This window comes from Bilifractor porci (assembly GCF_009696005.1).
Lineage (GTDB): Bacteria > Bacillota > Clostridia > Lachnospirales > Lachnospiraceae > Bilifractor > Bilifractor porci.
In genome coordinates this window covers 205,170-230,184 of record NZ_VUMV01000004.1, presented here as the reverse complement: position 1 = coordinate 230,184, position 25,015 = coordinate 205,170, and the positions used below count along the sequence as shown (strand labels likewise).

The following is a 25,015-nucleotide window of genomic DNA, read 5'->3' as shown; positions in this document are numbered from 1 at the left end:
GCCCGCATCTTTGAAAGAAAGAGGGAATAGAGATGGCACTGCGTACAATTCGTCTGGAGGGAGACAAGGTTCTGGAAAAGGTCTGCAGGCCGGTCACAAAAATGACGCCCAGGATTAAGACCCTGATCGAGGATATGTTTGAAACCATGTATGACGCCTACGGCGTGGGTCTGGCCGCGCCGCAGGTGGGAATCCTGAAAAGGATCTGCGTGATTGATGTGGACGGGGAACATCCCTTTGTTTTTATCAATCCGGAAATTGTGGAAAAGGATGGGGAACAGACCGGGGAGGAAGGCTGCCTCTCCATTCCCGGCATGGTCGGGCTGGTGACAAGGCCGGAGCATATCATCGTAAAGGCTTTTGATGAGAACATGGAGCCCTTCGAGCTGGAAGCGGATGGGCTGCTGGCCAGAGCCTGCTGCCATGAATTTGACCATCTGGACGGGCATCTGTACCGGAAGCTGGCAAAAGGGCCTCTCCACCGGGCGGGAGAGACAGAGGAGCAGGAGAGCCCGGAAGAGGAAGAAACAGAGGAGCTTTGAGATGAGAATCGTGTTTATGGGAACCCCCGACTTTGCGGTCGGGACACTGGAAGCGCTCGCTGCCTCCGGACAAGAGGTGGAGGCCGTTTTCACCCAGCCGGACAAGCCGGTCGGAAGGAAGCAGGAGCTTCGGCCGACGGCCGTAAAAGCGGCTGCGGAGAAGCTCGGACTGCCGGTTTACCAGCCTGCGCGTATCCGGGAACCGGAGAATCTGGAAATCCTGAAGAAGCTGAACCCGGAGGTGATTGTTGTCGTCGCCTACGGACAGATAGTCCCCCAGAGTATTCTGAAGCTTCCGGAATACGGATGCCTGAATGTCCACGCGTCGCTCCTTCCGGCCTACCGGGGGGCCGCCCCGATTCAGTGGGCGGTGCTGAACGGCGAAAAAACATCCGGCGTGACTATCATGCAGATGGACGAAGGCCTGGACACCGGAGATATGCTCGCCCAGACGGAAATCACACTGGATCCGCAGGAGACAGGAGGATCCCTGTTTGAGCGCCTGAGCCGCGCCGGGGCTGATCTTCTGGCGGAGACTCTTCCTAAGCTCCAGGCCGGAGAAATTCATCCCCGGAAACAGCCCGGGGAGAGCACAACGGCTTATGCCAGGATGATTGAAAAAAAGGACGGCATCATTGACTGGGGCAGGACGGCGCACCAGATTGACTGCCAGATCCGGGGACTGAACCCCTGGCCGTCCGCCTATACCGGCCTGGAGGGCAGGCAGCTGAAGATATGGAAGGCCTCTGTATCCGGAGAATCGGACAGCCGGAAGCCCTGCGGCACGGTGCTGGGGGCGGAAGCCGGGGGAATCCGGGTGCAGACCGGGGAGGGAATCCTGATCCTGGAGGAACTCCAGCTGGAGGGAAGAAAACGGATGACTGCCGCAGATTTCCTGCGGGGACGCCGGTTTGCCGCCGGAGAGACGCGGCTGGGCTTCTAAAAGGAAACAGGACAGACAGGAGGCTGATCGGTTATGTACGGAAATTATTATTATTACGGCATTGACTGGACGTATCTGTTAATTCTGGCGGCATTTGTGTTTACACTGATTGTGCAGAGCGTCATGCGGGGAACGTTCCGGAAATACAGCAGAATCCGGAGCGGAAGCGGCATGACCGGGGCGCAGGTGGCGCAGCAGATTCTTGCCAGCGAAGGGCTGTACGGCGTCCAGGTCCTGCAGGTATCCGGCGATCTGACGGATCACTATGATCCCCGGAATAAAACAGTTTCCCTTTCGCAGACGGTGTACGGAAGCTCCTCCCTGGCGGCACAGGGAGTGGCGGCACACGAGTGCGGGCATGCCATTCAGGACGCGAAGGGCTACGCGCCCCTGGGAATCCGGTCGGCGCTTGTCCCGGTGGCTAATTTCGGCTCCTCTGCCGCCTGGCCGCTGTTCTTTATCGGATTGCTCTTCCAGCTGCCGGTGATCATGAAAATCGGTATTTTTCTTTTCCTTTTTGCCCTTCTCTTTCAGCTTGTGACCCTCCCGGTTGAATTTAACGCCTCTCACCGGGCCATGAAGAAGCTGAAAGGCATGAACCTGATGAGCAGGGAAGAACTCGGCGGGGCCAGAAGCGTGCTTTCCGCGGCGGCCATGACTTATGTCGCGGCGGCGGCGACTTCGCTGATGTATCTTCTTCGTATGCTGATTCTCTCCGGAGCGGGAAGAAGAGATGACTGAGCAGGACCGGAAGAAAAAATCCGTGCGGGCGCTTGCCCTGGAGCTGCTTCTGGAGGCGCAGAAGGAGAACCGGCAGAGTCACCTGGTGCTGCGGGACGCGCTGGAAAAAAGGGCGTGGCTGACTGCGCAGGACCGCGCATTTCTGGTGCGTCTGTTTGAAGGGACGATCGAGTATCGAATCCAGATGGATTATATCCTGAACCAGTATGCCAGGATTCCGACCGGGCGGATGCGCCCGGCCATCCGCGAAATCCTGCGGATGAGCGTCTACCAGATCCGCTATATGGACAGTGTGCCGGATTCCGCGGCTGTCAACGAAGCGGTGCGGCTGGCGTCAGCGAAGGGCTTCGGGAATCTCCGGGGATTTGTCAACGGGATTCTGCGGAGCATTATCCGGGAGCCGGACCGGCTCCGCTGGCCGTCTGAACAGGACGACAACCCGTGTTTCCGGATCCAGATCCTGTATTCCATGCCGGAGTTCCTTGTGCGGAAGTGGATGGATGCCTACGGACCGGAGACGGCGGAGAAAATCTGCCGGAGCTTTTTGGAAGAGAGGCCTCTGACGGTCCGGGTAAGAGGACAGGCAGCCGGGGAAGACAATTTCCAGAGCCGTCTTCCGCAGGGCTGCACAGCGGAAAAGAGCAGCCTGGTTCCGGATGCCTGGTACCTGAAGGGAGTGAACCATCTGGCGTCCCTTCCGGATTTTCAGAGCGGGACCCTGTATGCCCAGGATGTCAGTTCCATGCTGGCCGTCAGGGCCGCGGGAATCCGTCCAGGCAGCCGTGTCCTGGATATGTGCGCCGCCCCCGGCGGAAAGAGCATCCTTGCCGCAGACCTGATGCGGGAAGCGGACCCCGGAGGGAAGAGGGCGGGTGTTGTGATCTCCAGGGATGTGACCGGGCGGAAGCTCGCGCTGCTGCGTGAAAACCGCGAGAGATGCCAGGTTCCGGAAATGCAGCCCTGTCTGTGGGACGCCACGCAGTTCCGCCCGGAGGATCGTGAGGCTTTTGATGTGGTGATCGCGGATGTTCCCTGCTCCGGCTACGGAGTCATCGGCAGAAAGCCGGATATCCGCTATCACGCTTCCGCGGAAAAGGAAGCCTCTCTGGCAGAACTGCAGAAAAAAATTCTTGCCAACGCGGTCCGCTGTGTCCGTCCGGGGGGAACGCTACTGTTCTCCACCTGCACCGTCAACCGGGCGGAAAATGAAGACAACACCGCATGGCTCCTGGAACATTTTCCACTGGTAAAGAAAGAAGAAAGACAGCTCCTTCCGGGCAGCTATCCGGGAGACGGCTTCTACTACGCTGTGTTCCGTGTGTAAGCCCGGTTCCGGGCTTATCCCTTCTTAACACCCCTTGTGAGGGGAAAGGATCAAATTATTTCTACGGCGGGGATTCCGCAGCGCAACGAACACCACACCCCATGCGTCGGGGATGAAAAGAGGTCGGGAAAGTATGGCGGCAGATATCAAATCAATGGATCTTCCGGAGCTGCAGGAGCTCTGCGTTTCTCTGGGAGAGAAGGCTTTCCGGGGAAAACAGCTGTTTTCCTGGCTGCACCGGCAGCGTGTCGAGAGCTACGCGGAGATGACTAATCTTCCGGGAGAGCTGCGGGAAAAGCTGGAGGCGGAGTATCCGATTGTCAGGCTGCAGGCTGTCCGGGAGCAGGTCTCAAAGATTGACGGGACCAGAAAATATCTGTTCGCCCTGCCGGACGGGAATGTGATCGAGAGCGTCCGCATGGAATATCACCACGGCGCTTCTGTCTGCCTGTCCTCCCAGGTCGGCTGCCGGATGGGCTGCCGGTTCTGCGCCTCGACGCTGGACGGAAAGGTGAGGGATCTGACCGCCTCGGAGATGCTGGAGCAGGTATATCAGATTCAGAGGATGACCGGGGAGAGGGTCTCCAGCCTGGTTGTCATGGGAAGCGGAGAGCCTTTCGACAATTACGATAATCTGGTCCGTTTTCTCCGTCTTGCGTCCGATAAGGACGGGCTGAATCTCAGCCAGCGCGCAGTCACGGTGTCTACCTGCGGAATCGTGCCGAAAATCCGGGCATTTGCGGAAGAACACCTGCAGACAGGCCTGGCGATTTCCCTGCACGCGTCCAATGACGAAAAGAGAAAAAAACTGATGCCGGTGGCCAATGCCTACAGCATCCGGGAGATTCTGGATGCCTGCCGGTATTATTTTGACCAGACAGGACGGAGGGTCACCTTTGAGTACGCGCTTGCGGCCGGCGAAAATGATTCGGAGACCGACGCGGCGGAGCTGGCCGACCTTTTAAGGGGGCTGAACTGCCATGTCAACTTGATCCCCATCAATCCGGTGAGGGAGAGGAAATACAGGCGCTCCGGGCATGAGGCGGTTCTGCGCTTCCAAAATAAACTTGAAAATTACGGAATAAATGTTACTATTAGAAGGGAAATGGGCTCTGATATCGACGGAGCCTGTGGACAGCTCCGCAAGAGCTATATTGAAACCCGGGGGTAATTGGTACATATGAAGGTATTTTCTGCCACTGATATCGGTCAGAAAAGAAAAATGAATCAGGACTATATCTTCACATCCCAAGAACCGATTGGAAATCTGCCGAACCTTTTTATTGTGGCAGATGGCATGGGCGGGCACAATGCAGGAGATTTCGCATCCCGGTACGGGGTATCCGTGATGGTGGAAACCGTGCGCAGGGATAAGAATTTTAATCCGGTCAAGATCATGCGGAATGCCATGGAAGCTGCGAACCGCGAGGTTCTGGAGCAGTCCCGTGAGGATCCTGCCATGGCGGGAATGGGGACGACCATGGTTGCGTGTACGCTGGTCGGAGGTTACGCCTACGTGGCAAATGTAGGAGATTCCAGGCTATATCTTGCCAATGATACCATGACTCAAATTTCACAGGATCATTCGCTGATCGCGGAAATGGTCCGCCTGGGAGAGCTTACGCCGGAAGAGGGGAGAAATCATCCGGATAAGAACATTATAACCAGGGCAATCGGCACGGCGGATACGGTTCAGGTGGATTTTTTCGATTTCCGTCTGAATCAGGATGATCAGATTTTAATGTGTTCGGACGGCCTCAGCAATATGGTGGAAGACGCCAGGATGTTTGAAATCCTGAAGGACGACAGCATTGAGGACAAGTCAGAGGCACTGATTCAGGAGGCAAATGCCAACGGCGGTAAGGATAATATCGCTGTTATTGTCATTCGTCCGTATGCCTGACAGGAGAGAAAGAAAGTATGCTGAAAGAGGGAGTAATCTTAAGCGAGCGGTATGAGATCATCGCAAGGATCGGATCCGGCGGTATGGCGGATGTGTATAAGGCACAGGATCACAAGCTGAACCGTCTGGTAGCGGTCAAGGTGATGAAGGCGGAGTTCCGCGAGGATACCGGTTTCGTTCAGAGATTCCAGAAAGAGGCCCAGGCGGCGGCCAAGCTGTCCCATCCGAATGTGGTCAATGTCTATGATGTCGGAGAGGACCGCGGGCTCTACTATATCGTCATGGAGCTGGTCGAGGGAATCACTCTTAAAAATTATATACAGAAGAAGGGGAAATTAAGCGTCAAGGAAGCTACCAGCATTGCCATCCAGGTTTCGCTCGGGCTGGAGGCGGCTCATAACAGGGGAATTATCCACCGGGATGTCAAGCCGCAGAATATCATGATCTCCACCGACGGAAAGGTAAAGCTTTCGGATTTCGGCATTGCCAAGGCAATGAATTCCAATACGATCACGGCAAACGTCATGGGATCGGTTCATTACAGCTCGCCGGAGCAGGTGCGTGGCGGGATTTCCGATGCCAAGAGCGATATTTATTCGCTGGGAATAACCATGTACGAGATGGTTACTGGCAGAGTTCCTTTTGACGGGGATTCTACGGTTTCCATCGCGATCAAGCATCTGCAGGAGGAGATGGTGTCCCCGTCACGGTACACGCCGGATCTTCCTTACTCACTGGAACAGATTATTCTGAAATGTACGCAGAAAAATCCGGAGCGGCGCTATCACAACGTCGGGGAGCTGATCGAGGATCTGAAGCATTCCCTGATCGACCCGCAGGGAAATTTTGTTCAGATCGCGCCCCGCGCGGGAGCGGCGGCAGCCGCCGTCCGGACACCGCAGAACCAGCAGGCTCCGCGCAGACTCTCAAGGGAAGAGGAGGAGCGCAGGGAGCGGGCCAGAAGGCGCCGGGAAGAAGAGTATGACGATGATGACGACGAGGATGATGACGATGACGACGACGGGAAAACCGGTCTGGAAAAGGCCATCACCATCGGCGGATTCCTGGTGGGGGCGGTCATTGTTATTATCCTGATCGTGGTGATCGGAAACATGACCGGGCTGTTTCATTTTGGGAAGTCCGCGTCCTCTTCGTCCGCGGCAAGCACCAGCACCTCGGCAGAGGCGACGCCGACAGCCGAGGCGTCCAGCAGCTCGGAGCAGGTAGCGGTTCCGAACCTTCTGGGCATGACAGTTGACGAGGCGACCGCCGCCTGCAATAAGCTGGGCATCGGCGTCAGACAGACAAGCACCGCGGCTTCCGAGGATTATGACAGCGGCCAGATTATCAATCAGACCATTTCGGAGGGCACCATGGTGGACAAGGGAACCACCATTGATGTAATCGTGTCAAGCGGAAAGGCGGATGTCACAGTGCCGACAGGCCTCACAGGATCCACCCAGGCGGACGCGGAGGCGGCGCTGGAGAGCGCGGGCCTGGTTCCGGATATCCAGCTGCAGTATGATGACACGGTGGATGTCGGAAATGTTATTTCAACAAGTCCGGCAGAGGGAACCTCGGTACCGTCGGGGGCAACTGTCACGCTTTATGTCAGCAAGGGACGGGATACCTCCAATGATGTAAAGGTTCCGGACATAGTGGGACAGAGTAAGGACAGTGCGCTGGCGACGCTGGATACCATGGGAATCAAGTACACCACCCAGACGGGATCGGATTCCTCGCAGTCCAACGGGGTAGTCCTTTCGGTATCCCCGGATGTAGGGGAAACCGTCGACAAGACCACCGATACGGTTACGGTTACCATTAACAAGACGGCCACAAAATATGTGTTCAACACACCGCTGTCGGAGCCGGACGGCTACAACGGGGGCACGGTAAAGCTGGAACTCGTGCAGGGAGACAAGACGACAACGATATACGAGGGAGAGGATCCCTGGACAGACGGGCCGTTTACCACGAAGGTGGAGAGCGATTCCGGCGAAACGGCAGTCATCAATATCTACGAGGACGGTACCCTGATTGCAAGATATCCCAATGTAACCTTTACCGAGGAAAGCTGATTGTACAGGCACCTGACTGAATCTTCTGCGGAAGAAGGCCAGGTGCTTTTTCCGTTGTGAGGCATTATGAGCAAAGAAAGGGAACAAAATTTAAGCAGCGGCGGGTCTGGACAGAAGAAAAAAGAGTGGGCCGAGGGAACCATTATAAAGGGAATCTCCGGATTTTATTATGTCGCGGTGGAGGAGGCGTCGGATGCCGCGCCGCGGATCGGACTGCCTGCCAATCTCGTTCCCAGGGAGGGAATGCGGATTTACCAGTGCAGGGCCAGGGGGATCTTCCGAAAAGAGAAAAAGAAGCCGCTGGTGGGCGACCGGGTCAGGATAGAGATTCTGGATGAGGAAAAGGCAGAGGCGAATCTGACGGAAATTCTTCCGAGGAAGAATGAGCTGATCCGTCCGGCTGCGGCGAATGTCGACCAGGCGGTTGTGTTTTTTGCCCTGAAGGAGCCGGATCCGGACGCGGCACTTCTGGATCGTTTTCTGATCCTGATGCACAGGCAGGAGGTACCGGTTATTATCTGCCTGAATAAAAAGGATCTGGCGGATTCCGCAGAATCGCAGCGCTGGAAAACGATCTATGAGAGCTGCGGTTACCGGGTTCTCCTGACCAGCGCGGGAATCTGGGAAAAAGAAAAAAAGAGTTCTCCGGAAACGAGAGAGGATCCGGAGCTGGAAGAGCTCCGCGGTATTCTGGCGGGAAAAACCACGGTCATCGCGGGGCCATCGGGAGTCGGCAAATCGACCCTCACCAATGTGCTCCAGGACACGGTGATCATGGAGACCGGAGAAATCAGCAGAAAACTGCACAAGGGGAAGAACACAACCCGCCACGCGGAGCTGGTTCCGCTGGGGAGCGGCACGTATTTCTGCGATACACCGGGGTTTGCCTCCCTGGATCTTCCGGACATGGAAAAGGAAGAGCTGCAGGCCTGTTTTCCGGAATTCGGTTCTTTTGAGGAATTGTGCAGATTTCAGGGCTGCTCCCATGTGACGGAGCCGGACTGCGGCGTCCGGGAGGCGGTCCGGACGGGAAAAATCGCTCCGGAGAGGTATGAGAACTACTGCCGGTTTTACCGGGAACTGCAGGACAGGGAAAAACACAAATACTCCTGAAGCAACGCGGAATATCCGCGCTGTGCGGAGGCACTGCAGACCGCGGGATTTTGGGGATTTTAAGGGAGGACAGGAAAGATGCATACAGAGGAAAGAGAGATTATTCTGAATCCGTCTATTCTTTCAGCGGATTTTACGGTTCTGGGGGAGCAGCTGAAGGCGCTGGAGGCGTGCGGATGCAGATGGGTTCATATCGATGTCATGGACGGCACGTTTGTTCCCCCGGTTTCCTTTGGAGAGCCGGTCATTACGTCGATCCGGAAAAAAAGCGGACTCTTTTTCGACGTTCATATGATGACGGAACACCCGGACACGCACATTGACGCGCTGAAGAAAGCCGGGGCGGACCTGGTCTGCGTACATGCCGAGGCCTGCACACACTTGGACCGGGTGCTGGGAGCCATCCGCGAGGCGGGAATGCGCACGGGAGTGGCATTAAATCCGGCCACGCCGCTTTCTGTTCTGGACTATGTGCTGGATAAGACGGATATGGTGCTGGTCATGACTGTGAATCCGGGCTTCGGGGGACAGAGCTATCTTCCTGCCATGACGGGAAAAATACGCGCTCTCCGGAACATGCTGGAGAAGGCAGGACATCCGGATATCAGGATAGAGGTGGACGGAGGCATCAATGCCGGTACCCTGCAGACGGTTCTGGATGCCGGGGCGGACGTCCTTGTCATGGGGTCAGCTGTCTTTCAGGGGGATCCGGCGGAAAATTTCCGGAAGATGCAGGCGCTGGTAAGATGAATGCCGTCATTTTTACAGGGGGAACGATCGACCGGGAGGCGGTCAGGGAATATTTCCGAAAGGAACCCCCGGATCTTGTTGTAGCTGCGGACAGGGGACTTGAGTTCTGCTTCCATTCCGGCATTCATCCGGATTACATCGTCGGAGATTTTGACAGCATCCGTCCGGAGATTATCGCGTACTACAGGGGACAAAAGGAGATCCCGATTGATACCTACCGCCCGGAAAAGGACATGACGGACACAGATATTGCGCTGGAAAAAGCGGTTCAGCTGGGAGCAGACAGCATTGTTTTTTTCGGGGCGACCGGAACAAGGCTGGATCATACGCTGAGCAATATCTTTAATCTTGTCCTGCTGAAAGAAAGAGGCATCCGCGCCTGGATTCTGGATGCCCACAACCGCATCTGTCTTCCGCCGGGCCACGAGCTGATCCTTCGGAGAGAGGACATGTACGGGAAGTATCTCTCTCTCTTCCCCGTCCGGGGAGAGGTCAGGGGACTGACGATCGAGGGCTTCTGCTATCCGCTGGAGGACCGGACGCTGATCCAGGGTGACGGGGGGCTGTGCGTCAGCAACCAGCTTTCCCCGGAGGCAGACGAGGGAAGAATCCGCTGGGAAAGCGGCGACCTGCTGGTCATGGAAACGCGGGACTGAAGAGCCTGCGTTTCCCGGGCAGAACAGTGGAAGTAAAAAACGGTGGCGGCAGCTCCGGAAAAATAAGAAACAGCAGAATACGAACAGGAGATGCATGGAAAAGCTGAGAGAAGCATTGGAGAAATTCGGGATGCAGTTTGGTTCCGATGTAACAGAATCCCAGAAAAAAGAGCTGGAGGACTTCTGGAATTCCACCTTTGAAAAAGAGGGGGATGCCGTCGGGGATGCCGAAAAACAGGCGGTTTTAAGCGGATTCCGGAATTTTAATTTTGTGATTGACAAGCCGGATATTCCGCGGTTCAAGCCTGTTTACGGCGAGCCGGTCTTTACCCTGTCCGACGGGCGGGAGAGAAATCATGTATTTATCGGAAAGTTTACCAATCCGGACGGGAGACTGATGTTTGAGTGCCGGACAGGGGAGAAACCGGAGCTGTGCCCGGTTTATAAGGTGGACGTCCGTTTTCAGAAACTCCTTCTGTCGCTGATGGAGGAGCACGCGTTTCTGCGTCTGGACGGCTATTACCAGGGGGAGACTTTTGCGGTGACAGGAATCCACAGGCAGAAAGAGCCGGAGGACCGGGAGGAGCCGGACGACAGCTTTCTGCAGACGCTGATCCACCGTCTCCAGAGCTCCCAGGTATTTCCGCAGGAGGAGGCACCGGAAGAGGAGCGGTTTGAGACGCTGGAAGGCATTAAAAGCTTTGTAAAGATCGGCGGTATTACGCTTCCCGGCCAGATCCGCCACTGGGCAGAGCGGACGCTGAAGGAACTGGAAGACCCGTCGGTCAGCGCGGAAGAGAAAAACCATGCCAAGCGCGCCCTGATGCTCATGCTGAATGTGCGGTGGGAGAGTACGGATTTTCCGCCGATTGATCCCTGGGAGGCGCGGAAAATACTGGATGAGGAGCTCTACGGGCTGGAAAATGTCAAACAGAGAGTCATAGAGACCATCATACAGATCAACCGGACACATACGCTTCCGGCCTACGGGCTTCTGCTGATCGGCCCTCCCGGCACGGGAAAATCCAGGATTGCGTATGCGGTCGGAAAAATATTGAAACTTCCCTGCACCGTGCTGGATATGAGTACCATCCGTGATCCGGAAGCGCTGACCGGCAGCCCCCGCGTCTATGTGAACGCGAAGCCGGGGAAGATTATGGAGGCTTTTTCCAGGGCAGGAACCTCCAACATTGTTTTTGTCATCAACGAGCTGGATAAGGCGGACGGGGAGCATACCAACGGAAACCCGGGAGACGTCCTGCTGACGCTTCTGGATAACCTGGGCTTTACCGACGTCTACATGGAGTGCGCCATCCCCACCGGGGGCGTTTATCCGATCGGGACAGCCAATGACAAAAGCAAAATCAGCGGACCGCTTCTTTCCCGCTTTTCGGTGATCGAGATCCCGGATTACACACCGGAGGAAAAGAAAATCATCTTTACCCAGTATGCCCTTCCCAGGGTGCTGAAAAAGGTAGGTATGAGCAAAAAGGAGTGCGTGCTCACCGAAGGGGCAGTGGACTGCGTAATCAGACGCTTCCAGGGATATACGGGCTGCCGGGAGCTGGAACAGGCGGCGGAGCATATCGCGGGAAACGCGCTGTACAGGATCGAGACAGAGCGGGTAGCGCAGGTCATCTACGACGAGAAGGCGGTGGAACGGCTGCTGACCGGGAAGAACACATAAATAAATGCTCCGTTCTTCACGGAGCATGATTAGGCTGTTGCAGTTAGAAAAGAACAGGGATTGCAAACAAACGGTCAGGAAATGTCAAGATCAGGCGGTTCGTCCAGGTGGTCTGAAACATAACCGCCGTTTTTTTTGCGCTGTCGGACGCATTCAGTAAGAAGGTATTCGATCTGTCCGTTTACAGAACGGAAATCATCCTCTGCCCAGGCTGCGATTTCATTGTACAGCTTTTCGCTGAGCCGCAGAGGGATCTGCTTTTTGGCCATCAGTAGAGACTTCCGGAATTGATGACCGGCTGCGGGTCATGGTTTCCGCACAGGACAACCATCAGGTTGGAGACCATGGTAGCCTTTCTCTCTTCGTCCAGATCGACAACACCGTTTTTATTCAGCCTTTCCAGGGCCATTTCCACCATGCCGACAGCACCCTCTACAATCATCTTCCTGGCCTCTACCACAGCGGAAGCCTGCTGGCGCTGCAGCATGACAGCGGCGATTTCCGGCGCGTAGGCCAGATAGGTAATCCTCGCCTCCAGAATTTCCAGACCGGAGTTTTCCACCTTGGACTGGATCATCTGCCTGATCCGTTCCGCCACAACTGTTGTGGAACCGCGGAGACTGCCGTCATCTGCCTTTCCGTCTCCTGTTGTATCTATATTCGGCGCCACATCGTAGGGGTAGATTTTAACAATATCCCGGACCGCCGTATCCGCCTGCAGGGAGAGGTACTCCTTGTAATTGTCCACATTGAATACGGCCTTTGCCGTATCGGTCACCCGCCAGATGACGGCTACGCCGATCTCCACAGGATTCCCGAGAACATCATTGACCTTCTGCTTGGCGTTGCTTAAGGTCATGACCTTCAGGGAAATCTTTTTGGTTGCCGTCTCTGCCGTATTGTTGGAGGAAGAGGCAATCAGAATCTTCCGCCCTGCCGCTCCATCATCCACGTCCCCGCTCTGGCCAAGCCGTGTTTTATTCGCCGGATTGACCGAGACGCAGCAGGGATTTACATAGTAGAAGCCCGCTCCCTTCAGAGTCCCGATGTACTGTCCGAATAAGGTAAGAACCAGAGCCTCCTGAGGCTTCAGAACCTTCAGTCCGAGAAACGGAAACCAGCCGATAAACAGCCAGATCAGCCCCGGCAGAAAGACGGGAAGCCAGGGATCCTCTTCCGTTCCCATGGAGATTCCCATTACCATCAGCAGGACAGCCGCGGCGTATAAAACAATCAGCAGAAGCATGACGGCCATTCCGTTTTTCTTCCCGGCAATCACTTTTTCTTCCATAACATCACCTTTCTGCACAGAAGTGCGAGTAAAAAGAAATGAATCTGATATCAAAATAATATCATATTTTAGACACGTGTCAAGAAGGAATGAATCAGTGCCAGAATCTCCCGCAGCATGTTATTGGGAAGGTACAGGGGCAGAGAGGGGGCGGCGATGCCGCAGATATGGCTTCCGCCCAGCCTCTTTGCGAGGAGGAGGGAACGGTACAGATGAAAATTGCTGGTGACAATCCCGATGCGGTCAGCAGACGGACGGCAGAGGCGGAAGCTGTTCCGGAGATTTTCCTCCGTCGTGGAGGAGAGAGATTCCTGCCGGATGCGTCCGCCGTCAATGCCGCAGGACTCCAGATAGGCTGCCATAGTTTCCGCTTCGGCACAGGGCTCGTTGCTGCCCTGTCCGCCGGAGACGATCACAGCCGTGTCGGGATTTTTCTTCAGATAGGCGGCTGCTGTGTCCAGGCGGCTGCGGAGCGACCGGGACGGCTCCCCGTCGGGGCGCACCTGGCATCCCAGGACGATCACACAGTCCAGTCCCTCCTCACCCCGGTTCGGAAAGGCCGTCAGAATCAGAATGCTGCAAAGAGCCAGGACTGCGGCGCCGGCTCCCACAGCCAGCAGGAAACACAGGCGGAAGACGCCCGGTGTGTGGCTCCATCTGTGTTGGGAAGAGAGAAAGGAACAGAGAACAAAAAAGCCGGAAATCAGAAACCATACCAAATAGAAGGAAGATCCGCTTCCTGCGCTGAAAATAAGAAGCCCGTACAGGAGGGAAAGGATGGCCGAAAGCAGCCAGATGACAGTCAGAATATTCATTCATTCTCCTTCGGGGCGGAGAATGACCCGCCCCGTTAAAAAGTCTGCGGTACGGGATTATTGTAGCATATGGCGCGGAGATTCTTCCACAGGCACTTCCTCTGCAGGCCGGGTGCCGCCTCTGCGCCGCCCTCCGGTTTCTTTGCTGTAACGGAAACGATAGGACGGCTGCGCTTTCTGCACCGTATCGGGTAGAAGATTCCCGCATGGCAGCATATCCGCAATACTGCGGATTGCCGCGGATTGTTTTCAAACGTTGTGCGAATTGAATAGATTTTTCCGGGATGCTATGTTTTTTACAGGTAAAATACACAGAATAGCAGGGCGTATGCCCGGATAAGGAGGAAAGCGGAATGCTTACAAAAAGAGAAAACCTGCTGGAGACAATACACGGAGGCCATCCGGACCGTTTTGTCAATCAGTTTGAATTTCTTGCCATTATTATGAACGATCCGATCCGCGCCACTTACAAGGCACCGAAATACGGGGAGCTGAATGTCACGAATGACTGGGGAGTTACCAGATCCTGGCCGGTCGGCACACCGGGTCCGTTCCCGGTTCACGATGACGCGCACCGTCTGCTGAAGGACATCACACAATGGAGGGATATCGTTCATGCCCCGTCTCCCAAAATGCCGGAGGCGGCATGGGAGCCTGCCATCGCGGCGGCAGAGGCGGTAGACCGCAGGGATCGTTTTGTCGCTAATTTTCAGGCACCCGGACTGTTTGAGTCCCTGCATTACTTCATGGGCATGGAAGATACCATGATGAATTTTTACGAAGAGCCGGAAGAGATGCACGACCTGATCAAGTATCTGACAGAGTGGGAGCTGGAATCCGCAAGGGAAACCTGTGACCATCTGCATATAGATGCCGTTTTTCACCATGATGACTGGGGAAGCCAGAGATCAACCTTTATGTCTCCGGCGATGTTCGAGGAGTTTTTCGTACCGGCCTACAAGGAGATTTACGGCTACTACAGGGAGCGTGGCGTTCAGCTGATTGTTCATCATTCCGACTCCTATGCCGCCACACTGATACCGGATATGATTGATATGGGAATTGACATCTGGCAGGGAATTATGACCGGCAATGATGTCAGGAAATGCATTGACACCTATGGAGGAAGGATATCCTTTATGGGTGGTATTGATTCCGCTGCCGTGGATCATCCGGACTGGACCAGGCAGGAGGTTGCCGACCAGGTCCGCAGGGCATGCACGGAGTACGGAAAACTGTACTATATCCCAAGCGCTTCCCAGGGCGGGCCGATGAGTACCTTTGAGGGTGTCTATCAGGCTCTGACCGAGGAAATTGATAAAATGAGCAAAGAGCTATTTTAAGCTGCATTTCTTATTCGGATTCTGCATCTATCACACAGAGAGGTCGGGCGGCAGGGCGGAAAATGCCGCCTGAACCGGAAAAGGAGGAACTGCCATGCTGACACCAAAAGAAAATTTGCTGGAATCCCTGAAATTCAAACAGGGAAAACCAGTCTGTCTGAACAACAGCTTCACGATGTTTCGTGGGATTGCCGGGGATCCGGTTTTCCGCCTTGTCAGGGGAAACCGGATCCGGGGCACGGAATCCTACGACCAGTGGGGAACCAAAATTCTCTTCCCGGAGGATGCCCCGGCGGCAGTACCTCTGGTAACTCCGGAGAACCAGGTAATCAAAGATATCACCGAGTGGAGAAAATACGTGAAGGTTCCCGATCTGGCCGGCAAGTGTTCGGAGGGATGGGAGACGGCCATAGAAAACGAGAAGGCGATCGACCACGAAAAATACCTGACGATGGTGGTGATGGGAACCGGTATTTTCGAGCAGCTGCATATGCTGATGACCTTTGAGGATACGCTGATGAATATGCTGCTGGAACCGGAAGCAATGAAGGAGTTGATTGATGTCATCTGCGATTACCGTCTGACCTATATGAAGCTGATTGTCGAGCATCTGCATCCGGACTGCATTGTGTCGCACGATGACTGGGGATCCAGAACCAGCCTGTTTTTCTCGGTGGATACCTGGCGAGAATTGTTCCGGGAGCCTTACAGGAAGCTGTACAGCTATCTGCACTCCCAGAATGTGATCGTCATGCACCACGGAGATTCCTACATGGAGCCTCTGGTACACGATATGGCGGAGATCGGGGTGGATATCTGGCAGGGAGTCCTGAATACCAACAACATCCCGAAGATCTGCGAAGAGGTTGGAGACAGAATGCTCCTGATGGGAGGCGTGGATTCCGTCATTGACCGCGCGGACGCGACGGAAGAAGAAATCCGGAAGGAAACCAGGCGCGCCTGTGTGGAGTACGGGGATCTGCCCGGATTCTGGCCGGGCATTACCTACGGTGGGCCGGGAACCATCTATCCGGAAGTGGAGAAGATCGTCATTGACGAAATACGCAGGTACAATATCGAGAAGTACGGGGTGTCAGTCGTCTGACTGAAGGAAAAACTGCCGCGGGTGTTCAGGCGTCCTGCCCTCCGCCCGCGGCAATACCGAATTCTTCCTGCAGGATTCTGCGGAATTCCCGAACGGATGGAAGAACTGCCGAACGCACCTCTCCGCCGCAGTGCTCGGTAAAGGTGCCGTCGGTGATATTTTTAGATCCGTTTTCTGTGCGGAGGCTGACCAGCCTTGTCCGGACAAAAAGAGAGTCCGGATGTGTGGAACAGTAGAAGCAGACAGGGATAAATTCCGCCGGATTCTGCGGATGAAGGGTGAACTGCAGAATTTTTTCCCAACGTCCGTTTTTGTCCGCGCGGGACAGCGTCCACCAGTCCGCATCTGCCGGATCTGTCCGAAAAAGTTCCCCGGCGTACCGGGCAGCGGCTCCGCCGCCGACAGGAACCGGACCCGCAGGCTGGGGACCTCCGAAACCCACATCACAGTAATAGGAATTTCCGTTCAGGATGACAATGACGCCGCGGTGCGTGCAGGGAGGAACAAAATCCCTGCCGCGAATAATCCGGCAGAATACGGAATAACAATCATATCCGAGATCCTTCAGGAAACGTTCCAAAAAGCCGTTCAGCTCAAAACAGAAGCCGCCCCGCTTCCGGACAATCAGCTTTTCATACAGGGTGGGGATGTCCAGGCGAAGCGGCTGCTTCAGCCAGGAGCTGTCCAGATCCTCAAAAGGAATATGGGTCTGGAAGGCGTAAATCAGTTTTTCCAGATGTGCCAGATCCGGAGGAAAGGCTGTCTCATCAAACTGAATGCGGGAGAGAACTGCCTGTATATCCGGGACGGGTGTGTTATAATCTTCGTACATTTTTATATCTCCGGTCGTGGTGTTTTCAGTCTTGGTTTGTCTGCGTTCCGGTTTCTTCCCGGATGACAACGTTTTTCCTGTCTGTGTACTGTTTCCGGATCAGGATATCAGAAAATTCCCGGTTCCGGATCTCACAGCTCTCATATTTCTTTTCCGGCGGAGGCGCCGGTTTTTTCATTTTTTCGTACCGGTCGGATACGACATGATTGGCGGCTATGAGGCCGGCAAATAAGCCGATCAGGAGAAAGGTATTGTTGACAAATGCGGAAACCGGCATCTGTGCGAAAAAGAACAGGAGACGGAGGATGCCCCAGACGGCGGCTGCGCCCCCGACAAAAAGTCCCATGAACAGCGCTGTCAGATGCGGGTAGCTTATAGGCAGATCTCCGTATACTTTTCCAGTCTGTCCGTTCATGCCGAAATGAAAATACCGGTTCCCGTATTTTGTGGTCAGGAGGTAGACAGGGAAAAGAACACACTGCTCTTTCTCATTCTGATAGTCAGCGCTGATCCGCTCTTCCTTCACATAGCTGTGATGGACGGAGCCCTTCAGGATTCCGGACATGATCTCGGAAACCCGCTTCTGTTCGGCTTCCGGATCCTTTTGAATGTCGATAGTCAGAAAATCCTGTATATGCTCTTTTTCCGGAGAATCCTCCGCCGGAATCAGCTCCTTCAGGCGGAACGGCTCCAGATTTTTCATAAAGGATTCCGGTATCTGCCCGGACGCGTTGACCGGGAGGTGGTAGTAATCGACAGTGGCTTTGCGGACAGCCTGGTATTCGGACACGATTTTGCGGATTTTTCCGGGACCCTCTGCGGGAGAGGTGTCCTGCGCCTCATAGACGGCATCAACGTCAGCCGTACCGCTGATCAGAAAATAGGGGACATAGCCTCCCTGCATTTCCTGAATGTGGGATTCTTTCAGGAAAATCCCCGGAAGAAGAGGACGGCCGCGGTAAAATTCCTGATAGGCCTGAACGGCATCTTCCTGTGTCTTATGGAAAGGAAGAACTTTCATTCCGCCCGGGTTTTCCATTTTATCTTTTCCCTTTTCCATAAAGTTCGCTGCTCCTTATGATAGTTCCCGGCTGCTTTGCCGCCGGGTCTATACAGTAGTGTAGCAGATGACGTGAAGAAGTGGCAGTAAAAATACTGTACAAAAAAGCGGAAAGCTGTAAGGTATCGTTCACATTTGTGCGGATTTACCTAAAAATTAAATTATTCTATACTTTATGCTATAAAATTACACAAGAGTTTACGGCTACAGTGTCAAAATCCTGACGCCACGCATGCCTGCATGCAGGTGGTGGAGAGACTGATTGATGGCAAAAGCGTAAATTCTGCGCTGTAAAAAGAAAAAATGAGGAGGAATAGAAATGAGTGAAGCAAGTAAAACTGCCGAAAACCAGGGCGGCAAGCCTCTCAGCAAAGCGCTGAAGGTGTTCTATGGCGTCGGTGACTGCGGATTTTCGCTCATGACGAATGTTGAAAGCTACTATTTCAACTTCTTTCTGACGAATCTGGCAGCCTTCAGCCTTCCGATGGTAACGCTGATCACCACGATTGCCAGTACCGTGGACGCATGCCTTTCGTGGATTTATGGGGCGATCCTGAACAGTATCAAACCGAAGAAATGGGGACGATACCGTTCCTGGCTGATTCTCCTGCCGTGGCTGGTCCCGTTCCTTTACGCCTTCCAGTTTATCAAGATCGGCAGTACGGCGGTATCTGCAGTCATTATTATCGTGGCCACCATTGTAAGCCACGTGGCATGGAATTTTCCGTATGTTGCCAACGTTTCCATGATTGCGGTCGCCGGAAAAACGCCTGAGGATCGCGCCCAGTTGGCATCCACCAGGGCGGCATGGGCAAACCTGTCCAAAGTCCTGTTCTCCTATGTAGGACCGCCTCTCGCAGCTTTCTTTGCCGCTCATTTGAGCGAGGTAAACCAGTACGGGGCAACGGCGTTCACTCTCGGTATTTTTATGGCAGTCCTGTATTTTGCCCATTTTAAGATGTTTGAGGGCTATGAGGAAGTAGAAACCTCACAGACTGCTGCAAAGAAAGACACAACCAGGACAAGCGGCGGGGACCTGCTGAAGTCTCTGGTCCAGAATCCTCCGCTCCTTGTGCTTCTGCTTGCGGATCTGGCCAAGTGGATGTTCAATTTTGTGTGCATGGGCGCGGCGATCTACTACTTTACCTATGTCGCGCAGAACAAGGGCTTGATGGCCACCTATATTCTTGTGGCAAATATCTTGTGCGTGATCGGATCCTACCTGTCCAAATTTGTGGCCAACAAGCTCACAACAAGGACCACTACAATCATCACCTTCTTTGCCATGGCGGTGGTGATGTTTGTCGCGAACGCCGCTTACAGCAATGTTATGCTGGTTATCATTCTGATGTCCGTCGCGCAGTTCGGGTACGGCATCGGATATGCCTGTACACCGGCGCTCTATGCGGATACCATTATTTATTCCGAGTGGAAAACCGGGAAAAACGCGACCGGATGGATCAGCGGCCTGCAGAACGTCCCGCTGAAGGTTTCCATTATGACCCGCGGCATTATTATTAATGCCTGCCTGGCAGCGGCAAACTTCAGCACAAAAATTGATCCCGCATCTGCGACAGAGGAACTGAAAAAGGGAATCTGCGTTGCGTTTATTGTGGTTCCGGCCATTGCCCTGATCATTGCAGGCGTCCTTCTTCTGGCCGGTTTCCATCTCACAAAGGACAAAGTCGTTCAGTACCAGAATGAAATAGCGGCCAGAAAAGCGGCCTGATTGGAAAAACGCTTTTGTTGCAGCTGATGTTAACGTATACTGATGGGAAGGGGTGCCGCGCACCCCTTCTTACTGTATTAGTCCGGCTTCAAAGCAGAGGCTTGTGACCCGTTTGTAAACCGGGAAGTATTCGGTTCGGAAACGGCAACAGGTATCAGCGCGTGCCTTGTAAAACTTGCCATCCGCCTGCGAACCGGCAGAACAGTCAGCCCGAGGGGGTAGAGAATGAAGAAAAAGGTGTTTCAGCCCGGATTTCGTCTGAACCTCCGCATCATTGCGGATGCCCTGGATCAGTACGGGAAGAAAATAGAGTATTACGGGAGCGGAGACAGCCAGATCCTGACGGGCGTAAGGCTCTATGCGCTTGGCATTATGCTGAAGCCGGAATATGTGTATTTTATTTCCGCAGGCGATCTGGTAAGCCGGGCGCAGATGTTCCGGGGGATCCCGATGGTGGTTTCGGGGAAAGTCAACCCGGATGTATTGCCGGAGAATACGCCGGCCATTGTCGTGCTGGATACGAATAATCCCCTGGAAATCTTCAGCATGGTGCAGGACGTGTTTGACCGGTTGCGCCGGTGGGATATCAGGCTTCAGGCCTCTCTCAGCCAGCGCCGTCCTCTGCAGGAAATTCTGGACGCAAGCAGGGATATTTTTAACAATCCCCTGTTTATTCATAATAAGGAGTTCGTTATTCTGGCGGAAACCGGCTACCGTGCGGGCATGGCGCAGAGAGACCGGGATAAAAGAACCGGACAGACGATGGTGGCGCTGTCTACAATCAATGATTTTAAGACGGATATTGTTTATCAGAATGGGCTGCGGGAAAAGCGGGCGGATATGTTTCCGTCGGAGCAGACAGGCTATCGGATTTTGTTCCGCAATCTCTGGAATGAGGATATTTATCTGGGAAGAATCCTGGTGAATGAAATAGACAGCAGTATCATTCCCGGTGATTACCTGGCGCTGGATTATCTGGGAGACCTGCTGGAATACTATCTGCAGGGCGGACTTTTGGAGCAGTTCAGTATAGATAATGACACGGATCACCTTCTGATCTCCATGTGCAATGGGGAACAGGTGGATGAACGGCAGATTATGGATCACCTACAGTTTCAGAGATGGAACAGGACAGATCGCTATATCTGCATGCGGATTGTGACGGAACAAAAGGATTTCAACCTCATTTCCTCCTATGCGGTCCTGAACCAGATCGAATATCAGATCTCAACCGGGCACGCTTTTTTCCATGAAAACGGGATTACCGTAGTGGTGAATCTTTCCTATAACCATGACAAACCTGCGGATGCCGTGAGCCGGATTGCCGTCCTGATGAGGGAGGGGCTGCTGAAAATCGGCGTCAGCTCGGAAATCCGGGATTTTTATCAGATTTCCAAGGCCTATAAAATGGCAAAAATAGCGCTGGAATTCGGGCGCATCAGCAGCAGTATGTACTGGTATTACTATTTTGATGACTTTATGCTGGACTATATGGCGGAATGTGCCGGCCGGGACATTCCCGGGGACTTGCTCTGTTCCTCGGCGCTGCGGAAGCTCCGTGAATATGATCAGAAAAATAATTCTGAGCTGTACGAAACCCTTCTTGTCTATCTGGAGCATGAAAGAAACGTGCTCCGCACGGCGAATGAATTGTTTATTCACAGAAGTACGCTCACTTACCGGCTGGAACGGATTCAGAAGCTGATCGGGGTGGATCTGAATAAACCGGAGGAGAGGCTGAAGCTGCTGGTGTCCTATTATATTGTGGAACCAAAGGCAAGGAGGAGGGAGCAGCTGGCTGTAAGTAAAAAAACGGGGACAGAGGATCAGACATCTCCATCCTGCCAACAGAAAAAGTAAAACGGAAGAAGCAAAGCAGAGAAAGCAAAACAGAATAAGCATCCGATTCGCGGTGTCTGAGGGAGAAACCTCAGACACCGTTTCTTCGGCAGGAAAAGCGGAAAATCCGGTGGCTTTTCCCTGAAAAATGCGGATTATCATCAGGAAATTCAGATTATATACTGGCTGTATCAATTTTATCAATGCGATGCAGTCCTTGATGTGCGGAGGGGAGAAACAGGAACCGGTTTTCCTGCAAAGGTGCGGCATCGGGAAGACAGGAGGAGAAAAATGACGGACAAATATGATGAGATGATCGATCAGGAACTGAAACAGGTGGGAGAATATACGGTCATGAGTATTTACGGCTCTCCGGAAGGAAAGGCACCAAAGTACAATTATCCGATCACCCCGAAGGAAAATATGCTCCGTATGCTGCGCGGAGAGAAACACCTGTGGGTTCCCAATCAGCAGATTGAAAATAACCAGATTCAGCCAGTCGTGATGCCGGACGCCAGGGCAAGAAATTTCGGCGGGACGGACTGGTTCGGGATTCAGTGGACCTACGAGCCGCTGTCACACGCGGCGATGGTGACGCCTGGAACCCGTGCGCTGTCGGATATTGAGAACTGGGAAAAGGAAATTCAGTGGCCGGATCTGAATGCGATAGACTGGGCGGCAGACTATGAGAAGAACTATAAGGATAAGGTGACAGAGGACAGGCTGAGCTATTTTATCATCGTCAACGGCTTTTTCGAGAGGACCGCGGATCTGACGAGTTTTGAAGATGCCTTCGTGGCGCTGCTGGAATGCCCGGAGGAGCTGACTGCTTTCTATGACAGGCTTGCCGAGTGGCACATCGAACTGATAAAAATCGCGAAAAAATATTACCACGCGGATATGATCCTGTTCCATGACGATATGGGGACAGAAAAAAGCACCTTCTTTTCACCAAAAATTTTCCGCGAGCTGTTTCTTCCCCAGTATCAGAAGGTCACAAAGGCAGCTCATGACCTGGGGATGTTCATTACACTGCATTCCTGCGGAAACATCGGCACACTGATGCCGCTGATCATAGAAGCCGGATTCGATGCCTGGGAAGGACAGGACAGGGCAAACGACAAGAAAGCGATCATGGAACAGTACGGAAAAAACCTGGCACAATGCACCCTGTATGTAATACCGGAGGATATGAGTGATGAGGAAGCAGTTGCGGATATCCACCGACGCGTGGATGATCTGGCTTTCTCAGGACGCTTTGCCTGCCGCCTGAAAGATATGAAACCGGACCGCAAGGTAAATCTGGCGGAGGAGCTCTACCGGTACAGCCGTAAGAAATATCTGGAGATGAACGGGTAACAGTTGATCGAATAGAAACAGTGACAGGGAGCCGGTCTATGGGAACGGAAGAAGAGAAGTTTGAAATAATCGAAAACGGAAAAGCCGGAAAGCTCCAGATAATAGGAGTTGCGGCGGCCATTGGTATTCTTGCCGGGATATTTCTGGTTCCTGTGGGAGAAAACTTCCCGGTTCCGGCACGGAATACATTAGGCGTCCTGCTGGCGGTCATTGTGCTTCTGGTGACAGAGGCACTTCCGCTGGGCATTGTCTGCCTAATGTCCGCGGCATTCCTTTATTTTTTTCGCTGCACGGATTCTGTACAGGGAGCGTTCAGCGGTTATACAAACCCGACGTTGTTTTTTGTTCTGGCATCCTATGGGATCTCTTCCGCCTTGACAAAGGTGTCTGTGACAAGGAGATTTCTGCTGGCGCTGATGCGGAGGTTCGGGCAGAACACAAGGAGGCTCATGTTTGCCATTATGCTTGTCACCTGCCTTCTTTCTTCTGTCATCTCTAATGTTGCCGCCGCGGCAGTATTTATCCCGATGATCCTTGAATTTCTCGACGCGTACGACAGTCCGGAGGAACGGCACCGGACGGCCAGGGCTTATATGATTTCCCTGCCGGTGGCCAGTATGATCGGAGGGATGATGACCCCGGCCGGGTCGGCTCTTAATGTGCTTGCCGTAAGTCTTCTGGAAAAAAACACGGGACAGACAATTCCCTTTGTGCATTGGATGCTGTTTGGAATCCCTCTTGCCTGTGCGGCGCTGCCGTTTGCATGGGCTGTGTGCGTCAGAATTTTTCAGCCGGCTCCCCTCTCGGAAGAAAAAATTCAGGCGTACATCCGCAGAGAAACCAGACGTATGCCTGAAAAAATGAGCCGGAAGGAGAAGTATGTACTGACGGTTCTGCTAGCAATGATGGTTCTGTGGATTTTAAGTTCCTGGGTGCCGTTCCTACAGATTGCCGCAGTGACGCTGCTGGGACTTTCCCTGTTTTTCCTTCCGGGAAAACTCCGAATCATGAGCTGGAGAGACTACACAAAAAGCATCAGTTTTGAAGCCTTTGTCCTGATGGGCTCCATGATCTCTATTGGTAACTGTATCAGCAGCAGCGGATTAAGCGACTGGATGTCCGGTATTTTATTCCCGTCATCTTTTCCGGCATCGCCCGTACTTGGCATCGGTTTTCTCTGCATCCTGATCTTCCTTATGCTGATTCCGATTCCCGTAGCGCCTGCGCTGATTTCCATGCTGGCGGCTCCGGTCATCGGATTTGCCGCCAGGATCGGCCTGCCTCCGGCGCTGGCAGTGGCCGCCCTGGGACTCTGCGCAAATAACTGCTATCTGCTGCCGCTTGATACCGTACCTCTTATGACATTCACCACCGGGTCTTATAAAATGTTTGATATGCCAAAAGCTACCGTATGGATTCAGCTGCTGATCGTGGCGCTTGCATCCCTGTGGCTTCCGGCAATGGGGAAACTGCTCGGGTATTTTTAACAAGGAATAAAGGTGTGCCGGAAGGTACAGCATTAAAGCATTCACCGGTATGGATCTGCAAGGTACCGCCCATGCCGAGGGTCAGGGCTTCAACGGTGCCTTCGCCGCCGTCGGATACAGGCCGGACGATGATCTGCGCATTGGGATCAGCTTTGCGTACGCCGGCGCGGATGGCGTCGCCGGCTTCGAGGGAAGTAAGGCTTCCCTTCAGAGAAACGATGGCAATAACAACTTTCAAAAAATTATCCTCCTGGTGGTACGCGCATGCGTAAGTAACACTCATGGAACAAGCTTGTTATAGCCATCTCATATCAGGCTGCATGAGAAAGGTACATGTTACAGGCAATGGAAAGTGCTGGATATAAATCGCGAGGAAAACAGGGTATAACCCGCGGAGATTCCGGGACGCGTCGAC

The 25,015-nt window shown here is 53.8% G+C and carries 23 protein-coding genes; 17 read left to right on the top strand and 6 right to left on the bottom strand.

Features of this window, described 5'->3' with window-relative positions:
* The first annotated feature begins 32 nt into the window (after nt 1–32).
* The 11 genes from def (at nt 33) to FYJ60_RS07495 (ending at nt 11,740) form a co-directional block, all read left to right on the top strand.
* Nucleotides 33–542: a peptide deformylase gene (gene def, locus FYJ60_RS07545; protein ID WP_154458053.1), complete on the top strand. Its 510-nt coding sequence runs from the start codon at nt 33–35 to the stop codon at nt 540–542.
* Nucleotide 543: 1 nt separating this feature from the next.
* Complete coding sequence (fmt, locus tag FYJ60_RS07540; protein ID WP_154458052.1) at nt 544–1,485, top strand: methionyl-tRNA formyltransferase; 942 nt, start codon at nt 544–546, stop codon at nt 1,483–1,485.
* Nucleotides 1,486–1,518: 33 nt separating this feature from the next.
* A complete protein-coding gene (locus tag FYJ60_RS07535) occupies nt 1,519–2,226 on the top strand; it encodes a zinc metallopeptidase (protein ID WP_154458051.1) in 708 nt (235 codons plus the stop codon).
* Complete coding sequence (gene rsmB / locus FYJ60_RS07530) at nt 2,219–3,550, top strand: 16S rRNA (cytosine(967)-C(5))-methyltransferase RsmB (protein WP_154458050.1); 1,332 nt, start codon at nt 2,219–2,221, stop codon at nt 3,548–3,550. The genes FYJ60_RS07535 and rsmB overlap by 8 nt, the downstream gene beginning before the upstream one ends.
* Nucleotides 3,551–3,683: 133 nt before the next feature.
* On the top strand, nt 3,684–4,721 hold the full coding sequence (rlmN, locus tag FYJ60_RS07525; protein WP_154458049.1) for a 23S rRNA (adenine(2503)-C(2))-methyltransferase RlmN: 1,038 nt from the start codon (nt 3,684–3,686) through the stop codon (nt 4,719–4,721).
* 9 nt (nt 4,722–4,730) lie between these two features.
* Complete coding sequence (locus FYJ60_RS07520) at nt 4,731–5,453, top strand: Stp1/IreP family PP2C-type Ser/Thr phosphatase (protein ID WP_154458048.1); 723 nt, start codon at nt 4,731–4,733, stop codon at nt 5,451–5,453.
* A gap of 17 nt (nt 5,454–5,470) precedes the next feature.
* A complete protein-coding gene (gene pknB / locus FYJ60_RS07515; protein ID WP_154458047.1) occupies nt 5,471–7,534 on the top strand; it encodes a Stk1 family PASTA domain-containing Ser/Thr kinase in 2,064 nt (687 codons plus the stop codon).
* Between the two features lie 66 nt (nt 7,535–7,600).
* On the top strand, nt 7,601–8,647 hold the full coding sequence (gene rsgA, locus FYJ60_RS07510) for a ribosome small subunit-dependent GTPase A (protein WP_154458046.1): 1,047 nt from the start codon (nt 7,601–7,603) through the stop codon (nt 8,645–8,647).
* A gap of 78 nt (nt 8,648–8,725) precedes the next feature.
* The gene (rpe, locus tag FYJ60_RS07505; RefSeq protein ID WP_154458045.1) at nt 8,726–9,397 is read left to right on the top strand and encodes a ribulose-phosphate 3-epimerase; all 672 of its coding nucleotides are present in this window, start codon (nt 8,726–8,728) and stop codon (nt 9,395–9,397) included.
* On the top strand, nt 9,394–10,053 hold the full coding sequence (locus tag FYJ60_RS07500; RefSeq protein WP_154458044.1) for a thiamine diphosphokinase: 660 nt from the start codon (nt 9,394–9,396) through the stop codon (nt 10,051–10,053). The genes rpe and FYJ60_RS07500 overlap by 4 nt, the downstream gene beginning before the upstream one ends.
* Before the next feature lie 94 nt (nt 10,054–10,147).
* The gene (locus tag FYJ60_RS07495) at nt 10,148–11,740 is read left to right on the top strand and encodes an AAA family ATPase (protein ID WP_235903360.1); all 1,593 of its coding nucleotides are present in this window, start codon (nt 10,148–10,150) and stop codon (nt 11,738–11,740) included.
* Nucleotides 11,741–11,814: 74 nt separating this feature from the next.
* Here FYJ60_RS07495 and FYJ60_RS07490 read toward each other — a convergent pair whose 3' ends face one another.
* From FYJ60_RS07490 to FYJ60_RS07480, 3 genes are all read right to left on the bottom strand, one after another.
* Nucleotides 11,815–12,009 (bottom strand): ribbon-helix-helix domain-containing protein, encoded by a 195-nt coding sequence (locus FYJ60_RS07490; protein ID WP_154458043.1) that lies wholly within the window; start codon nt 12,007–12,009, stop codon nt 11,815–11,817.
* Nucleotides 12,009–13,031, bottom strand: coding sequence for an SPFH domain-containing protein (locus FYJ60_RS07485; RefSeq protein ID WP_154458042.1), 1,023 nt, complete (start codon nt 13,029–13,031; stop codon nt 12,009–12,011). The genes FYJ60_RS07490 and FYJ60_RS07485 overlap by 1 nt, the downstream gene beginning before the upstream one ends.
* Before the next feature lie 68 nt (nt 13,032–13,099).
* Nucleotides 13,100–13,846, bottom strand: a complete 747-nt coding sequence (locus tag FYJ60_RS07480; RefSeq protein WP_154458041.1) for a YdcF family protein — start codon at nt 13,844–13,846, stop codon at nt 13,100–13,102.
* A gap of 353 nt (nt 13,847–14,199) precedes the next feature.
* Here FYJ60_RS07480 and FYJ60_RS07475 point away from each other — a divergent pair, with 353 nt between their 5' ends.
* The gene (locus tag FYJ60_RS07475) at nt 14,200–15,189 is read left to right on the top strand and encodes a uroporphyrinogen decarboxylase family protein (RefSeq protein WP_154458040.1); all 990 of its coding nucleotides are present in this window, start codon (nt 14,200–14,202) and stop codon (nt 15,187–15,189) included.
* Nucleotides 15,190–15,283: 94 nt separating this feature from the next.
* The gene (locus FYJ60_RS07470) at nt 15,284–16,294 is read left to right on the top strand and encodes a uroporphyrinogen decarboxylase family protein (protein WP_154458039.1); all 1,011 of its coding nucleotides are present in this window, start codon (nt 15,284–15,286) and stop codon (nt 16,292–16,294) included.
* A 25-nt stretch (nt 16,295–16,319) separates the two neighbouring features.
* On the opposite strand, the gene FYJ60_RS07465 is transcribed toward FYJ60_RS07470, so the two are convergent.
* On the bottom strand, nt 16,320–17,126 hold the full coding sequence (locus FYJ60_RS07465) for an arylamine N-acetyltransferase family protein (RefSeq protein WP_154458038.1): 807 nt from the start codon (nt 17,124–17,126) through the stop codon (nt 16,320–16,322).
* Between the two features lie 25 nt (nt 17,127–17,151).
* On the bottom strand, nt 17,152–18,186 hold the full coding sequence (locus FYJ60_RS07460) for a DUF308 domain-containing protein (RefSeq protein WP_154458037.1): 1,035 nt from the start codon (nt 18,184–18,186) through the stop codon (nt 17,152–17,154).
* A gap of 319 nt (nt 18,187–18,505) precedes the next feature.
* Here FYJ60_RS07460 and FYJ60_RS07455 point away from each other — a divergent pair, with 319 nt between their 5' ends.
* The 4 genes from FYJ60_RS07455 (at nt 18,506) to FYJ60_RS07440 (ending at nt 24,600) form a co-directional block, all read left to right on the top strand.
* Nucleotides 18,506–19,915 (top strand): MFS transporter, encoded by a 1,410-nt coding sequence (locus FYJ60_RS07455; protein ID WP_154458036.1) that lies wholly within the window; start codon nt 18,506–18,508, stop codon nt 19,913–19,915.
* A 225-nt stretch (nt 19,916–20,140) separates the two neighbouring features.
* Entirely contained in the window at nt 20,141–21,775 is a 1,635-nt protein-coding gene (locus FYJ60_RS07450; protein WP_154458035.1) for a PucR family transcriptional regulator, read from the top strand.
* A 270-nt stretch (nt 21,776–22,045) separates the two neighbouring features.
* Nucleotides 22,046–23,113 (top strand): uroporphyrinogen decarboxylase family protein, encoded by a 1,068-nt coding sequence (locus FYJ60_RS07445; RefSeq protein ID WP_154458034.1) that lies wholly within the window; start codon nt 22,046–22,048, stop codon nt 23,111–23,113.
* A gap of 38 nt (nt 23,114–23,151) precedes the next feature.
* Complete coding sequence (locus FYJ60_RS07440; RefSeq protein ID WP_154458033.1) at nt 23,152–24,600, top strand: SLC13 family permease; 1,449 nt, start codon at nt 23,152–23,154, stop codon at nt 24,598–24,600.
* Here the strand turns inward: FYJ60_RS07440 and FYJ60_RS07435 are convergent.
* Complete coding sequence (locus FYJ60_RS07435) at nt 24,518–24,838, bottom strand: glycerate kinase (RefSeq protein ID WP_154458032.1); 321 nt, start codon at nt 24,836–24,838, stop codon at nt 24,518–24,520. The genes FYJ60_RS07440 and FYJ60_RS07435 overlap by 83 nt on opposite strands.
* Between the last annotated feature and the right edge of the window lie 177 nt (nt 24,839–25,015).

Coding starts and splice junctions, on each gene's coding strand:
- def (WP_154458053.1), top strand. CDS start 33: ATGGCACTGCGTACAATTCGTCTGGAGGGAGACAAGGTTCTGGAAAAG.
- fmt (WP_154458052.1), top strand. CDS start 544: ATGAGAATCGTGTTTATGGGAACCCCCGACTTTGCGGTCGGGACACTG.
- FYJ60_RS07535 (WP_154458051.1), top strand. CDS start 1,519: ATGTACGGAAATTATTATTATTACGGCATTGACTGGACGTATCTGTTA.
- rsmB (WP_154458050.1), top strand. CDS start 2,219: ATGACTGAGCAGGACCGGAAGAAAAAATCCGTGCGGGCGCTTGCCCTG.
- rlmN (WP_154458049.1), top strand. CDS start 3,684: ATGGCGGCAGATATCAAATCAATGGATCTTCCGGAGCTGCAGGAGCTC.
- FYJ60_RS07520 (WP_154458048.1), top strand. CDS start 4,731: ATGAAGGTATTTTCTGCCACTGATATCGGTCAGAAAAGAAAAATGAAT.
- pknB (WP_154458047.1), top strand. CDS start 5,471: ATGCTGAAAGAGGGAGTAATCTTAAGCGAGCGGTATGAGATCATCGCA.
- rsgA (WP_154458046.1), top strand. CDS start 7,601: ATGAGCAAAGAAAGGGAACAAAATTTAAGCAGCGGCGGGTCTGGACAG.
- rpe (WP_154458045.1), top strand. CDS start 8,726: ATGCATACAGAGGAAAGAGAGATTATTCTGAATCCGTCTATTCTTTCA.
- FYJ60_RS07500 (WP_154458044.1), top strand. CDS start 9,394: ATGAATGCCGTCATTTTTACAGGGGGAACGATCGACCGGGAGGCGGTC.
- FYJ60_RS07495 (WP_235903360.1), top strand. CDS start 10,148: ATGGAAAAGCTGAGAGAAGCATTGGAGAAATTCGGGATGCAGTTTGGT.
- FYJ60_RS07490 (WP_154458043.1), bottom strand. CDS start 12,009: ATGGCCAAAAAGCAGATCCCTCTGCGGCTCAGCGAAAAGCTGTACAAT.
- FYJ60_RS07485 (WP_154458042.1), bottom strand. CDS start 13,031: ATGGAAGAAAAAGTGATTGCCGGGAAGAAAAACGGAATGGCCGTCATG.
- FYJ60_RS07480 (WP_154458041.1), bottom strand. CDS start 13,846: ATGAATATTCTGACTGTCATCTGGCTGCTTTCGGCCATCCTTTCCCTC.
- FYJ60_RS07475 (WP_154458040.1), top strand. CDS start 14,200: ATGCTTACAAAAAGAGAAAACCTGCTGGAGACAATACACGGAGGCCAT.
- FYJ60_RS07470 (WP_154458039.1), top strand. CDS start 15,284: ATGCTGACACCAAAAGAAAATTTGCTGGAATCCCTGAAATTCAAACAG.
- FYJ60_RS07465 (WP_154458038.1), bottom strand. CDS start 17,126: ATGTACGAAGATTATAACACACCCGTCCCGGATATACAGGCAGTTCTC.
- FYJ60_RS07460 (WP_154458037.1), bottom strand. CDS start 18,186: ATGGAAAAGGGAAAAGATAAAATGGAAAACCCGGGCGGAATGAAAGTT.
- FYJ60_RS07455 (WP_154458036.1), top strand. CDS start 18,506: ATGAGTGAAGCAAGTAAAACTGCCGAAAACCAGGGCGGCAAGCCTCTC.
- FYJ60_RS07450 (WP_154458035.1), top strand. CDS start 20,141: ATGAAGAAAAAGGTGTTTCAGCCCGGATTTCGTCTGAACCTCCGCATC.
- FYJ60_RS07445 (WP_154458034.1), top strand. CDS start 22,046: ATGACGGACAAATATGATGAGATGATCGATCAGGAACTGAAACAGGTG.
- FYJ60_RS07440 (WP_154458033.1), top strand. CDS start 23,152: ATGGGAACGGAAGAAGAGAAGTTTGAAATAATCGAAAACGGAAAAGCC.